At 40.0% G+C, this 14,795-nt stretch carries 14 protein-coding genes; 9 read left to right on the forward strand and 5 right to left on the reverse strand.

Features of this window, described 5'->3' with window-relative positions; all coding sequences use genetic code 11:
* Positions 1–82: 82 nt before the first annotated feature.
* Positions 83–418 (reverse strand): zinc ribbon domain-containing protein YjdM, encoded by a 336-nt coding sequence (locus OM33_RS20190; protein WP_040136282.1) that lies wholly within the window; start codon positions 416–418, stop codon positions 83–85.
* A gap of 173 nt (positions 419–591) precedes the next feature.
* Positions 592–1,863 (reverse strand): sensor domain-containing diguanylate cyclase, encoded by a 1,272-nt coding sequence (locus OM33_RS20195; RefSeq protein WP_040136283.1) that lies wholly within the window; start codon positions 1,861–1,863, stop codon positions 592–594.
* Between the two features lie 611 nt (positions 1,864–2,474).
* On the opposite strand from OM33_RS20195, the gene OM33_RS20200 reads away from it, so the two are divergent.
* The 4 genes from OM33_RS20200 to OM33_RS20215 all read left to right on the forward strand — a co-directional run bounded on the left by OM33_RS20200 (position 2,475) and on the right by OM33_RS20215 (position 7,948).
* Positions 2,475–3,356, forward strand: coding sequence for an endonuclease I family protein (locus OM33_RS20200; RefSeq protein ID WP_199922566.1), 882 nt, complete (start codon positions 2,475–2,477; stop codon positions 3,354–3,356).
* Positions 3,357–3,446: 90 nt separating this feature from the next.
* On the forward strand, positions 3,447–4,064 hold the full coding sequence (locus OM33_RS20205) for a LysE family translocator (RefSeq protein ID WP_040136285.1): 618 nt from the start codon (positions 3,447–3,449) through the stop codon (positions 4,062–4,064).
* Between the two features lie 9 nt (positions 4,065–4,073).
* Entirely contained in the window at positions 4,074–4,721 is a 648-nt protein-coding gene (locus OM33_RS20210) for an NAD(P)H-binding protein (protein ID WP_040136288.1), read from the forward strand.
* A 263-nt stretch (positions 4,722–4,984) separates the two neighbouring features.
* Positions 4,985–7,948: a TonB-dependent receptor gene (locus tag OM33_RS20215; RefSeq protein ID WP_040136290.1), complete on the forward strand. Its 2,964-nt coding sequence runs from the start codon at positions 4,985–4,987 to the stop codon at positions 7,946–7,948.
* A 71-nt stretch (positions 7,949–8,019) separates the two neighbouring features.
* On the opposite strand, the gene OM33_RS20220 is transcribed toward OM33_RS20215, so the two are convergent.
* Together OM33_RS20220 and OM33_RS20225 are read right to left on the reverse strand one after the other, a co-directional pair.
* Positions 8,020–8,184 carry a hypothetical protein gene (locus OM33_RS20220; protein ID WP_199922567.1) on the reverse strand — a complete coding sequence of 55 codons (165 nt, stop codon included), beginning with the start codon at positions 8,182–8,184 and terminating at the stop codon, positions 8,020–8,022.
* Positions 8,185–8,395: 211 nt separating this feature from the next.
* Entirely contained in the window at positions 8,396–9,343 is a 948-nt protein-coding gene (locus OM33_RS20225) for a DUF368 domain-containing protein (RefSeq protein ID WP_040136294.1), read from the reverse strand.
* Positions 9,344–9,570: 227 nt separating this feature from the next.
* On the opposite strand from OM33_RS20225, the gene OM33_RS20230 reads away from it, so the two are divergent.
* The 5 genes from OM33_RS20230 (at position 9,571) to OM33_RS22220 (ending at position 14,275) form a co-directional block, all read left to right on the forward strand.
* Entirely contained in the window at positions 9,571–10,590 is a 1,020-nt protein-coding gene (locus OM33_RS20230) for a sensor domain-containing diguanylate cyclase (protein ID WP_040136295.1), read from the forward strand.
* Positions 10,591–10,878: 288 nt separating this feature from the next.
* The gene (locus tag OM33_RS22215; protein ID WP_052141213.1) at positions 10,879–12,036 is read left to right on the forward strand and encodes a trypsin-like serine protease; all 1,158 of its coding nucleotides are present in this window, start codon (positions 10,879–10,881) and stop codon (positions 12,034–12,036) included.
* A gap of 53 nt (positions 12,037–12,089) precedes the next feature.
* The gene (locus tag OM33_RS20240; protein WP_040136297.1) at positions 12,090–12,413 is read left to right on the forward strand and encodes a hypothetical protein; all 324 of its coding nucleotides are present in this window, start codon (positions 12,090–12,092) and stop codon (positions 12,411–12,413) included.
* On the forward strand, positions 12,391–13,059 hold the full coding sequence (locus OM33_RS20245; RefSeq protein WP_040136300.1) for a response regulator transcription factor: 669 nt from the start codon (positions 12,391–12,393) through the stop codon (positions 13,057–13,059). Before OM33_RS20240 ends, OM33_RS20245 begins: the two co-directional genes overlap by 23 nt.
* 40 nt (positions 13,060–13,099) lie before the next feature.
* Complete coding sequence (locus OM33_RS22220; protein ID WP_234402787.1) at positions 13,100–14,275, forward strand: sensor histidine kinase; 1,176 nt, start codon at positions 13,100–13,102, stop codon at positions 14,273–14,275.
* On the opposite strand, the gene OM33_RS20255 is transcribed toward OM33_RS22220, so the two are convergent.
* A complete protein-coding gene (locus OM33_RS20255) occupies positions 14,272–14,742 on the reverse strand; it encodes a low molecular weight protein-tyrosine-phosphatase (RefSeq protein ID WP_040136302.1) in 471 nt (156 codons plus the stop codon). The two genes, OM33_RS22220 and OM33_RS20255, sit on opposite strands and share 4 nt — an antisense overlap.
* Positions 14,743–14,795 lie beyond the last annotated feature (53 nt).

Below are 14,795 nucleotides of genomic sequence, written 5' to 3' on the forward strand. Positions count from 1 at the left end.
ATTGCTGTTCAATGGTAATGTTTGAGGGCATAAAAAAGGCGAGCATTTAGCTCGCCTTTTTTATGCATGTAATTGCAACTGTCTATGCTTTTTTCACAAACTTTGCAGTCACCATCATCTCGCCAACACCATCAACTTTACAATCAAGTTCATGGTCCTTTTTATCAAGTACACGACGAACAAGTGCCTTAGTACCAATCTTAATCACTTGTGAGCTGCCCTTAATTTTAAGGTCTTTAATTACTGTTACTTTATCGCCATCAGCAAGTAACGCGCCATTAGCATCTTTCACTTCAATAAGATCTTCTTTCGCTTGTTCTTCAGGGTTCCACTCATGTGCACATTCTGGGCAAACTAGATTATCTTGGTCTTGGTATACGTATTCAGAATTGCAACTAGGGCAAGGAGGTAACGACATAAAATTTCTCTGATCCTGTATTATTTGCCGCTATTTTAATGGATAAGTCCCTATTACGCGAGTGGGTATTAACAATAAACCCATTAATTTTGATGGTGGTTGCTATTTTAATAAATTGCTACATCACATAAGCTTATTGTTAACCTTATGAACTAACAATTTTATTCTGTAAGTTAGTTCTGATAAGCAACGACGCAATTACGCCCTTGTTCCTTTGCTTGATAGAGCGCTTTGTCTACACGTTTAAATAACGACTCAAAACTGACATCATCGCTTTGTTTCATCACAAGCCCTATGCTCACTTTGGCGAGAACACCGCCGCGTTCTGTCACTATTGGGGTGTTATCCTGATATTCGCGTATCCGCTCTGCAACAAGTTGAGCTTTATCAAATGGCGTATTAGGCAGTAGAATGGCAAACTCTTCACCCCCAATACGGGCTAACACATCACCTTCTCGCAAGTTTGCCTGTAAGTTAGTTGCGAAAGATTGTAATACAACATCACCAATGGGGTGGCCATATTGATCATTTATCTTTTTAAAATGGTCAATATCAAGTGACATCAATGCATAAGGTTCACTACTTCGTTCAGCACGTTTAAATTCGCGTTCTGCTGTTTCTACAAAATAGCGCCTGTTGAAGAGATTGGTTAGATAATCGGTATTTGCTTGTTTGCGAAATTGTTCTTTTAACTCGTAAAGCTCTGTCACTTCTGTTGAAAAACCAATTAGCGACTTTCGCCCTTGTTGCTCAAACGGTACTTTTACACTTAAATAGTGGCGAATGTTACCTAGTTCATCTTCAACGGTTTCTTCAATTGTTTGTTTTTCGCCACTGATAAAAAGTGCGGAGTCACTTTCATGAAAGTGATCAGCCATCTCTTTTGGCAATATGTCCTGCTCTTTTGCGCCAACGATCTGCTCTACAGGTAATCCAAATAATTCTGCCACCTTCGCATTAACATACATAAATTCGCGCGCATCATTTTTCATATAGATATGCGCAGCAACATTATCGAGTACAATATCCAGTAACTTGTTTTGTTCAATCACTTTGTTTTGTAACTGCCGTTGCTCTGTGACATCCGTTGCAATGCCACACACACCAATCAGGTTATTATTATCGTCGTACAGTGGCTTTTTGATGATTTGATAAGTGAGTTCACGATTAAACGCTTTTACAAAATTGGTTTCTTCTTTTTTTAACACTTTGCCGGTGCGCATCACCAACTGGTCGTTCTCAATCAATTCTTTTGACTGAGCCAAATCGAAGAAATGGCTATCGTCTTTACCAATAATCTCCTCTATTGGTAAACCAAATACTTTAGCGACAGCTTGGTTAACGTAGGTATATCGACCATCTAAATCTTTGCTAAAAACGCATGCTTCTATTGTGCTTAGCATGCCTTCTAACATAGCAATTCTTGTTTTTAGTTCAGTTGTCATTGTTCACCTAACGTTACCATATGGAGCCTACTGTCTTGCTATCGCGAGAAAATAATGGCTGACACAATAGCGTTTGCTTTAACAAAGTATATAGTAAATTTAGCGTAACGAGAAATTCATTAACAGGATTATTGAGAAAACAAAATCAATTATCTCAATAACTTAACTTCGTAGTTTATAATACAAGCAAAGCATGAAATAGTTACACTTGACGTTTGTTTAATGGCTAGAGCGTGTTGAACTTTGCCGTCTATTTCTGCAGCAGTTTGTTGGGCATTTAAACGAGGTATAGCGATTTGGTGAAGTTAAGTTACATAAATGAGCGATAAAGACTTTGTGCTCCTGCAAAGTCACATTACCCTACATCTATATAGGGCAAGGCAGTATAAATGCCAAACAAGCGCCGCCTAACAGGTTCAACCCAAAGCATTTTGTTCTTTGTTGTTAATTCTTGACTTAGCCCGCTAGGCCTACAAAGCAACGCCGCGATCAAAAAGCTTTGGATTTGAACAGAATTTAGACCACAAAGATCAACACGCCCTCATAATTGCAAAACAAGCAATAAGCACGTTAAAATTCATGCGCTGAAAATAACAATAATAATGCAGTTTATGGCCAAAACTATTCTGGTTTTATCAATTACCTTGTGTCTTGCAAGCTTTGCTCTCTTAGCACAACCATCGCTTTGTACTAACTGTCCAAACCTTACCAAAGTAAAAAACCGCAGCCATTTTGATGCGCAATCTTACTATCACAACAGTTATAACACAGACTCAACGGATGCAAGCGCCTTCAAGTACGCGGTACATCGAGACATTAATCAAACATATCGTACGTTACGCTATCGTGAGATTTGGACCGCACTGACCTACACTGATGAAGATCCAAAAGACCCTTCAAAAATTCGCTTAATTTATAAGAACACTGCAATTGCAAAACAACACAATGGCAGTGGAAAACACAGCACACAGCAGAATTATTGGAATCGAGAGCATATCTGGCCAAAAAGCCATGGTTTTCCAAAAAAGTCACAACAAGGTTATACCGATTTACACCACTTGAAACCTGCGGATGTATCTATGAATACACAGCGCAGTGACAATGACTTTCTAAGTGGCGGCCAACCAATAAAAGAAGCCCCTCTTAACAGAAAAAACAAGTCGTACTCGTTTGAGCCCCATGACACTGTTAAAGGCGATATTGCTAGAATGATATTTTATATGGATGTGATGTACGAAGCTAACTCACATCATGACATGCCAGATCTTGAAATAGTCAAGCACAGTAATTCTCCCCGTACCGACTTAACAAGCGGTATTGGCCAAATTGGTGATTTATGTTCCTTGTATCAATGGCACTTTTTGGATCCTGTTGATGCATTTGAAATTAATCGAAACAATACAATTTATGAGTTTCAGGCAAACCGTAATCCGTTTATCGATAATCCTGACTGGGTAAAAGTTATTTATCAATCTAATTGCGATAGTGTATAAAAAACGTATATTAATTATCTATTAGCTCAGCACATTGGGGATTATTAATTAAAATAAATTCCTCTCTCAACTTATCTTTTTGGAGTCTTTATGGATCTTGCTCTGTGGCTTAGTTTAGCCAGCATTTGCGCAGTTGGTGCGATGTCACCAGGACCTAGCTTAGCGGTTGTTTTATCACATTCAATGGCGCAAGGTGCAAAACAAGGCTTAGTTGCCAGTGTCTCACACGGGATTGGTGTGGGCATTTACGCTGCACTAGCCGTAGTTGGCTTGGCAGGGCTAATTCAGCAGTTTCCCCTAGCATATAAAGCGCTGTTATTTGGTGGTGCGCTCTACTTAGTCTATCTCGCATTTACTATTTTAAAGGCAGGGGAAAGTAAACTGAGTTTATCGCAAGCCGCCTCAACAAGCATGTTGTCTGCAGCGAGAGATGGTTTTGCAATCGCCTTCTTAAACCCTAAGCTTGCGATATTTTTCCTTGCGCTTTTCTCGCAATTTATCAACCCTGAGACAATTACCCTAACGCAAGCAGCCATTATGTGCTTAACCGTGTTTATCATTGATACTTTGTGGTACTGCATTGTGAGTATTATTACAAGTAAAGCAAATCAAAAATTTGATCTTACTCGTTACGCAAATGTCATCAATAAGCTACTGGCATGTGCATTTTTGCTGTTGGCATTACGTGTCGTCATTACCAATATTTAAGGCTTAAAAATGTCAAAAAAAGCAATTGTTATTGGCGCTACAGGACTGGTGGGTAGTGAGTTAATCAAATTACTGTGTGACAACGAAACTATATCGCAAGTGGTGGTTTTGGCACGCAGGCCTATTGCGATAAAACATGCAAAAATTATAAGTCATATCATAGATTTTGAAAATTTAGCTGCCAATAAACAACTGTTTAACGGAGATATGTTATTTTCTTGCCTAGGTACCACAAAAAAACAAGCCAAAACCATTTCCGCCCAACGGCGTGTTGACCTAGATTATCAACTATTAGCCGCCAAAATGGCAGCATCTAACAATGTAAGTCATTACTTACTTGTTTCTTCAAGCGCTGCAAATAGTGGCAGCCTTAGTCCATATTTAAAAATGAAAGGCGAACTCGAAGAGTATGTGAAACAGTTGCCCTTTCAAAAAATCTCTATTTTACAGCCTTCTTTATTAACAGGGGTTCGTCATACTTCACGCCCTCTTGAGGAGTTAGGCAGTAAAATTTTGCCCTTTTTATGTAAATTACCGTGGCTAAAACGCTATACCCCTATAACAGGTAAGCAAGTTGCAGAGAAATTAGTTCATGTATGCCAAACACAAACGGAAAATATTGCCATCTATTCTTTAGATGAACTTTTTAACGTTTAATTTTTATTTGCTTTGAAAAAATTCCCCCGAACTAAAACTCTCCGCTTAGAAACTAACAAATCAAAACTAAAAAATATTACTTTTCAATAGATTAAGTTGAAGTCAAAAATTTTCGAATATCAATTTCACCCTGCGACTAAAACAACATTAGTGTAATTATTTAAATTATACTGTATACAATATTTACACAGCACAAAGCATCCTGTAACATTTATTTACATAATGTATACATTATACCGTAAATCAAATCAGGATATGCAACAATGATAACAACAAGCAACTTACTCAAACGCTCTGCCTGTGCGCTAGCTGTCGCATCGGCAATGACCATTAGTGTTCCAACTCTCGCAAACGATACCTTTAATGGTACCGTAAAAGGTGTAGTATCAAGTGCTGAGCAACAACAACTTGCCAATGCGACCGTCACACTTAAACATAAAACAAAAGGCATTAGTCGCTCGATTAAAACAGCGGAAGATGGCAGTTATACTCTCAGAAAATTACCTATCGGTGAGTACACGCTCACTATTGAAAAAGAAGGCTACGAGCAAGTCTTAGAGCAAGATATCTTAGTTACCGTGGGTGGTTCGATTGTTTTTGACAATACCATGTACTCAGTGGGTACAAATATGGAAACCATTGAGATTACAGGTAGTCGCATTGCACGAGTAGATATGGAATCATCAACAGGTGGGATTGTTGTAACGCAAGCTGAATTAAAACGCTTGCCTGTCGAGTCTGGCTTTGAAGCCATAGCTCTACTTTCACCAGGTGTCGTGAGTAACGGCGAATTTGCTGCGGCAAGTATTGGTGGTAGCTCTTCAGCAGAGAATGCGTATTACCTCAACGGTATTAACATTACCAACATTAAAACAGGTATTGGCCACATTGCACTACCTTGGGAAGGGGTGGCGCAAACCGAAGTGATGACGGGTGGTATTGACCCTAAATTTGGTGGTGCACTCGGTGGTATTGTTAATGCTATTTCAAAATCAGGTAGTAATGAATGGGAATTCGAAGCGTATGCGCGTATAGATCCTGAAGCGACACGCTCACATCATAAAAATATGATAGACCGAGAAGGTAATTACTTTTCAAACAGTGAACAAGATGAAAGTACCTTCACACGTTATTCTTTTTCAGCAGGCGGTGCTTTAATTGAAGACACCTTGTTCTTCTACGGTGTATATGCACCTCAGAAAAATGACTATGAAGCTGCGGGTAGTAACACCATTGATATTGGTGAAACTACATCAGACCGTTACCTTGCGACAGTTGATTGGTTTATTACCGATGATCACTCGCTAACAGCAACAGCAATCGGTTTTACTAACAAAGGCAAAGGTAAAACCTATGCGAATGACTGGGAAACGCAGGAAGTTGGTGAATATTTAAGTGATTACAAATCGCGCACCGGTGGTGATATTTTTGGTTTAACTTACTCAGGTATCATTAATGATGATATGTCTGTTGAAGTGGTAGCGGGACGCACCGTTGATAAAACCTATAATTCTGCAACCAGCTCAGATCCGCTTGTATGGTCTCGTCTAACGGGTGGTTGGGTAAAACTCTCGCAAGAATCAGCGTCATCAATTACTGAAGCTGAATTTATCCGCGACCAATTACGTGCTGACTTTAACTGGACCCTCGACGACCATGATATCAAAGTAGGTTTTGACTATGTAAATATCGATGTAGATTACGTAAATAGTCCAAATGGTGTAGATGACCGTGCAGGTTGGTGGTACCCAATGTACGCATGGCAAGGAAACCCTGTTGATCACCCTGCTGGTCAACCATTTATCGAACAACGAGTGCGTACCGACTTTACCGACTCAGAAGTCAATTCAACCGCGTTTTATATTCAAGATACATGGACAGTCACAGATCAACTTACGCTTAACCTCGGTTTACGTTATTCAAGCGTATATAACACAGTATCAACAGGCGAAAAGTATGTTGATGTAGATAATCAAATTGCACCGCGTTTACAGGCAATTTACGACCTAGGTGAAGGCACGTCAAAAGTATACGCTACTTTTGGGCGTTACTATCAGCCAGTATCTGCGAATATGAACATTACCCAAGGTGGTCAACGTCGCGATATCAGTTACTACTATGAATTGGGTGACGTTGATGAGAATGGTCAATCAATCTTACTGCCTGACGGCTCTCCTAGCACAGGTGCCTACATTGGAGAAGAAGTTGTTCAAACAGGTGAAATCGACACCGGTATGATTGTAAGCCAAGACCTAGAAGCAATGTATTCAGATGAGATTACCATCGGCTATCAAGGTGAATTTTTAGATGGCGATTTAGTGTATGGCGTACGTGGTATTTATCGTGACTTAAAGCAATCAATCGAAGATACCAACTACGCACCTGTGATGCGCAAATGGTTTGCTGAAAACGGTATCGACAGCGATCCAGGTTATGCTTATATTCTCAATAACCCAGGTACTGATCTAGAAGTGTTTTATGATACCAATGGTGATGGCAATGCAGAACGTATTGTGATCCCGGCTGATTATATCGCCTTGCCAGATCCAAAGCGTAAATATGGCGCAATCGAGAATACGGTGTCTGGTAATATTGGCAAAGACTTTTACTACAATGCTTCATATACATGGTCACATAGTTGGGGTAATACCGAAGGCTTAGTGCGAACCGATAATGGTCAGGCCGACCCAGGTTGGACTACCTCGTATGACTATGCCGATTTAATGGACCATTCAAGCGGTAACCTGCCAAATGACCGTCGTCACTCATTTAAAATGAATGGCTATTACAATATTACCGATGAATTAATTGTCGGTTTTAATATGCGCATTACCTCTGGTGTACCTATCAGTAAGTTCTCGCGTCACCCAGTGGGCGTAGATAGCTGTGTGGAAGGTTCTGTTTGGGATGAATGTAATAGCCGAGGTTATGACCACGTCTCATTCTATGACGCAGACGGTAACCCTGCTCCGCGCGGTACTTTTGGCGAAACGGATTGGTTAAAAGAATTTGATTTAAGCCTTGCATACAATATTTCAGTTGCAGGTAACCCGTTAGAGCTAAAAGCAACTGCATATAACTTGTTTAACTTCGATACACAAACATCGGTTGTGCAAGCGAATGCCCGTGATGGCGCAAACGGCCAAGAAGTCAACCCTAATTGGGGCATGACATCAGGTCGATTAGGTGCTCGTTACATCAGCTTTGAAGCACGTTACGCTTTCTAATTAACCATTAAGCAAAAAACTAAAAAGCCCGAAACAGTGTTTCGGGCTTTTTTTTCACAAGATACACAACATTAACTGCCAGGCTCAAGCTCACTACTTAATATGAGTTGTCCTTGCTCATCACAACTAACATAGTTTTCTTGCGTTAAATAATCGATTACCGTATCAACATCGCTTTCTGCCACTCCCGACAGAACTAATTCATGGCGTTTAAGAGGCTTTGGATAACTTGTCATCAACTCACTCAAAACCACACGCATTATTAATTTATTTTTACGACACATAAGACTTCACTAACGGTTATTTTATGTTCAGGTATTTTGTATCATAAAAACTCTAAATAGCACACTTTTTATTCACATTTATACACTGAAATAACACTACTGTTTTGGTAACAAAAAACCCGAGAGAAATGCTCGGGTTTTTAGTTTGATATCAAGTTTAAAACTAGCCTTTTGGTTTATCTGCTGTGAGTTTTTCAATGGCTAAAATTAAACCCAAACCAAAAAGTGCTAATGCAAAACAAATTAACGTTTGCGGGTCTTGTCCTGTCACCATTTGATAGGTCTCTGGCCCAATATTCGTTTGCGATAACGGCTTTTCAATGCCTTTTGAATTGGTGTATGTACTCACCACCTGTTTCCAAGGCCATAGTAAATTCAACGAACCAAATAAAAATCCAGCGAGTAATGCAAAGGTAACGTCTCTAAAACGCGCGAGTAACCATCCTAAAAAATGTGAAAAGGACATTAAGCCAACAACACAACCGGCTAAAAACAGCCCGATTAGCGGTAAATCAAGTGACGTCACAGCGCCAAGTACGTGCCCGTACATACCTAGCAATAATAATATAAAACTCCCTGATATCCCGGGTAAAATCATGGCACAAATGGCAATCGCACCGGCCACAAAGTAGTACCACCAGCTGGCGTTAGCCTCTGCAGGAGCAAGCGAAGTAATCGTAAAAGCAATGACAGTACCTAAAATGCAGGCAAACACCGTTTTAATATCCCAACTTTCTAATTGTTTTGCGATATGTAAAAACGACGCGATGATAAGCCCAAAAAAGAAAGACCAAACCAAAGTTTGATGATGCGCCAACAAGTAAGTAATGATTTTCGCAAGTGACAGTGCGCTCAGGGCTAAACCACTAAAAACTGCTAGCAAAAAATTACCGTCAATATGCTGCCAAAGCGCTTTGATACCCTGATTTTTTAATACCTTTAATGCGCTAAAATTAACACTGCGAATGGCGCTCAGTAATCGCTCATAAATACCCGTAATAAATGCAATGGTGCCACCTGAAACGCCAGGTACTACATCTGCTGCGCCCATACCTGCACCTTTCAAAAAGGTCATAACATAGTCTTTCAGCGTGTCTTTTTGCTGTGACATAACCTTAATTTTCTCCTTAAATAAAAACTAGGCGTATATTAGGTTAAGTGGCATAAGAATACTATCTTGAGTTCACAAACAAACTGATTGGCACTTCGAATATTTACTCGAATAACGTTAGTTTATTGCGCTATGTCAAACAATATTTACCCAAAAGTCATACTATGGTTGGTGAAAAAGTTATTTTCCTGTGAATGGAAGCACACTTTTAAAAAGGCTGTAGTTGTATGTTGACACCTCAACAAGCACGCCAAAGGTTGCGTCGCGTAAGTTCTCATAGTATCGAAATTGCAGAAAGCTATGATGAATTATTAAATGATCTGCTCAAAGAAGGTTTACACTTTCTTGACGTCGATAGAATTTCGGTTTGGTTAGTTGATCACATTGATTCACCAAATCAATTAAATTGTATTGCTAGTAGTGACTTTCAAAATGAACAAGCAAACAGCTTGGAGATACATCAATATCCCACTTATTTTGAACAAATTCTACTTGGCCATACTATTGCTGCAAACAATGTCGCTCAAGACAACCGTACGACCGAACTAATAATTCATAACCAAAATAGTTCACGTGCACTTTTAGACACGGTTATTTACTTAAATGGTAAACCCCATGGAGTGGTATCGTGCGAATCATTTGCTGAACACCATATTTGGACTGAGGATGATATTGTGTATGCCGAATCACTAGCGGATAGCTGTAGTAGACGGTTAATGGCGCTAGAAACACTCAAGCTTCAAAATCAGTTAAAAGAAATGGTTTTTGTGGATACCTTAACAGGTCTTAAAAACCGTCGGTATTTTAATGAACGAGTACAAAGCGCTAAAAATTCGCAGTATCGATTACAAACCCCGCTCTCACTTATCATGATCGACCTCGATCATTTTAAGCAAATTAATGATGAGTTTGGCCATGAGGCAGGTGATATCGTATTAGCTAAATTTGCCAAAAATTGTCAAAAGCAATTGCGCTTAGAAGATGTATTATGCCGTTACGGTGGTGAGGAATTTATTATCATCCTCCCCTACACTGCTGAACAACAAGCAATCCAATTAGCCGAGCGTCTGCGTTTATCCATTGAAAATATGACCATTCAACATGAGCAGAAAATTATAAAACTTACCGCTAGTTTTGGCGTAGCTGAAATGGGACTAGAACACACTATAGAAGAAACGATAAAAAAAGCAGATATTGCCGTGTATAGAGCAAAAGATGCTGGACGAAACTGTGTGATTGCAAATTAATCCAATAATTTAGCATCAATAAAAGGCACTAAACTAAGTGCCTTTTGTCTTTTCTACACATAACCCAAACCTTCTTGGTCATTTTAATACTCACAATAAAACCCATCTTACAGGCATCAAATGCGCTTATTCCCATACTAATTTATGGTTTTTTTACGTAAGCAATACACTGTGAAACAGCTGCCTAACAAACCGATACAAAGCGATACAAACCGACAATTAACAGCAATAAACATTCGATAAGAAGGCAAGTAACTTAATAACAGAACGTTAACAGGAGTTAAAAAAATGAAAATGTTACTACCTCTAATCGCCCTAACAGGCTTATCAAATGTGCTTGTAGCACAAGAACTTCCATTAAAATTAAAACAAGCGATGGACTCTGTTCGTATCGTCGGTGGCGAGCCCACTCGTCTTGGTGAACGTCCTTGGATGGCATCAATGCAATTTGATCAACAACACTTTTGTGGTGCCTCAATCATTAACAAAGATTGGGTATTAACTGCTGCACACTGTGTTGAGTCGGTAAAATCATCGGAACTGGCTAACATGTCTATCCGTTATAATTTTATCGATCAGGCAAGCGAGCAAGGTCAACGCGTAAAGATCGAAAACATTTATATTCACCCTGAATATCTTGCTGGCAAATCAACTGATGTCGCTTTAGTTAAATTAGCTACACCAGTAACAGATATTGAATACCTAAAACTTGCAAGCGATGCCGACGCTAGCCAAATTCAAGCCGGTGTTAACGCGATTGTTTCAGGTTGGGGCACGACTTCAAGTGGTGGTGATGTCTCGCCACAATTACTTAAAGTCACCGTGCCATTGGTAACAAACGAAGTGTGTAATAGTGCAAGTGCATATAATGGCAAAATTGCTAACACTGAAATTTGTGCCGGATTTGCAGCAGGCGGGAAAGATTCATGTCAAGGTGACAGTGGTGGCCCGCTGGTTATTGCAGGTAATCAAGGACCATTACAAGTGGGTGTTGTAAGTTGGGGTGATGGCTGTGCACTTCCTAATAAATACGGTGTGTATGCGCGTGTTACCAGTTTTAACGCTTGGTTTGATGATGTAATGACCAATACAGACAATCACCCTGGTATTGGTGATGGTAATAACAACCCTGGTGAACCTGATAACGGTGGTGATAGCGTAGGTGAACTGATTACGGGGTTAAGTGCTGAAACAGATCAAATCGTTGGTTTTGAAATTGAAGTGCCTGAAGATGCTAAGCTACTTTGGATCGATACACGTGGCGGTGAAGGTGATGTTGACCTTGTGCTAAACGGTGAAGACAAACAAAGCGAGAAGTTTTACTCAGTTATGGAAGGAAACGACGAGCATATTCTTGTGCAATTCCCAGAGCCAGGTGTGTGGACTCTCAAACTACATGCTTATGAGGCTTTTAAAGATGTCGAACTGGCTGTTGTAGTTCGCTAATCTTCCTTGTTGTCAAAAGAGAAGCTTTGCTTCTCTTTTTTTGGGTTAACGTTATGAAGTATATTTTGTTGTTAATGCTGTCGATTGTGCCTTTACAATCGCTTGCTATGGTTGAGCCGCTCTATGGCATTAGTGTGGGTGAATCCAGCATTAAAATTAAGGTAACAAGCAATGGATGCACTACTGAAAAAGACTTTGAGTTGATGATTCGACATCATCGATTGGTCATAACACGCACAAAAATGGATAACTGTCGTGCACGAGCTAAATTGGTTGAGCTAATATTTCCTTTACGCGATACTTTAAAGAAACCAAAGTTATATAACCCTATCTTTTTAAGTCTGGAGCCGGTCTTTGCAAAAAATTCTTCTCATTGATGACGACGCTTCGCTAACAAGCTTAATCAGTCAATTTTTAACAAGTAATGGCTATGTGGTTGAAGTGCTTAACAATGCATTAGAAACACAGCATGCCATCGATTCTTTCCAGCCGGACCTGATCATTCTCGATTTAATGATGCCAGACATCGACGGATTGACTTTGTGTCGACAAATCCGACCGACTTACCATGGTGTCATTATGATGCTTACCGCGTTAGGTGACGACATAGACGAAGTAACAGGCCTTGAACTTGGTGCTGATGATTATTTATGTAAGCCGGTAAAACCACGCTTATTACTGGCCCATATTCGTGCACAACTCAGAAAAGCAGCGCCGATAGGCGGCATAATTAATAGTTCTGGTCTTGTCATCGATACGCGAAAGCGCATTGTATCGGTCAATGGAACGGCTGTTGAGCTAACGACTGCAGAGTTCGATTTACTGGCAATTTTGGCAAACCACAAAGGGCAGGTTATTTCCCGTGAAGACCTGCATATGCAGATTTTCCGTTTAGAGTATGACGGGATCGATCGCTCAATTGATTTACGTATTAGCCGGATTCGTAAAAAGTTGGCCGTTGTTGCACCAGATAATCAACTTATTAAAACGGTCCGTAATACAGGTTACATTCTTTGTGATTAGCAAAAATCGCCCCCTGCTAATGTCAATGGCATGTCTTGTGATGTGCTTTATCGTCATAATGATAAGTTATGGCATTAATTGGTTATCTATCAATGAATACGCGCCTATTCGACATCACCTGCAACAGGTTAATCAGGAGTTAGCAGCGAAATATAATAACGAAACACTGACATTAAAAACTTGGCAAACAGCTGCTTTAGAGTATCCAAATACCCATATCAGCTTAGTAAACTTGATTGATTTGGAAAAACAACACGCTAAACAACTCACATCATTAGCCAATGGCGAATCGTTCACAGAAAGTGATGAGATGAGCGCCTATTTGAAGCTAACCGCCAATCAGTATTTAAAAATAACTCCTCTTATTAATACGAGCATCCCGCTGATTTTAGCTTATAAGGTACTGGGCTTAACGGCTGTGTTTTTTGGCGGCTTGTGGCTACTTTATTGGTTTGCTTTAACGCGCTCCAACTTACATTCAGTGACAGAAAAAGAGCACAACCTTAATCCCAAACATGGGCAAATCGATGCTGATAGCCGTGATTTAGCAAGGATGCAAAAGGATTTATTACATGGTATTGCGCATGAGCTTAGAAGTCCGCTTTCAAGGATGCAGTTTGCATTAGACATGTTGCCACAAACCAATGTTCCTGCGCACAAGAGTTTATACCGCCAAATCGATAATGAAGTGAATAGCCTTAACTTAATGGCAAACGAGCTACTTAATTATGCACGATTGGAATTTATGGAAAAACCCCTGTGTTTTTCAGAGCACCCCTTGGATGAGTTGATTAAAACAAGCTTAGCGAACGTAACCTCTCATTATCCTAAGCTACACTTTATTCATGATTCTTGTAGTTGTTTATTACATTGTGACGGACCTTTACTAATCAAGGCATTAACCAACGTATTACAAAATGCGGGACGCGTAGCGAGTCAAGTGGTTGAAATCTCGTGTTGGTTTAGCCAAGGATATTGCCATATTGCTGTAGAAGATGATGGTCCGGGCATCCCAATAGAGAAAGTTGCTCAAATTTTTGAGCCTTTTACCCGACTAAACCCAAGCCGACAACGCGATTCTGGTGGTGTGGGCTTAGGCTTAGCTGTGACACACAGTATTATTTCTCGTCATCATGGACACATACGTGTCGACGAATCAAAGCGACATGGCGCACGTTTTATCTTATCGTTACCCGCAACAAAACCAAGTTGTTAATGCTGCAAAACAAAATGTTCACTGGCATTTTCGATTAGATCTAATACCCGTTCGAACCCTTGCTCACCACCATAGTAAGGGTCGGGTATTTCATTCACTCCCATATCGCCATAACTTAAAAATAGCTTCAATTTGGACTGATATGGAAATGGGCAAATTGCCTTCAAATCGGCTAAGTTCTGTTTGTCTGCACACAAAATTTCATCGAAGTATTCAAAATCATTAGCGGTCACTTGTCGCGCGCGAATTGATGAAAAGTCATAACCTCTTGCTTCTCCTGCAGCCCGTGAACGCGGATCCGATCGCTCGCCAGCATGATAAGCAATGGTCCCTGCAGAATCGATTTCGATATCAACGTCATGCAAAGTCGCTTTTGCCTTTAACACAGCCTCCCCTGTCGGCGAACGACAAATATTACCCATGCATACGACTAGCACTCTAAAAGGTCTATTTTTCCTTTTACTCACAAATACTTACCCCAGTTTTAGACACTTCTTACACCTATCATAACATATCTTTA

Source organism: Pseudoalteromonas piratica, from assembly GCF_000788395.1.
GTDB lineage: Bacteria > Pseudomonadota > Gammaproteobacteria > Enterobacterales > Alteromonadaceae > Pseudoalteromonas > Pseudoalteromonas piratica.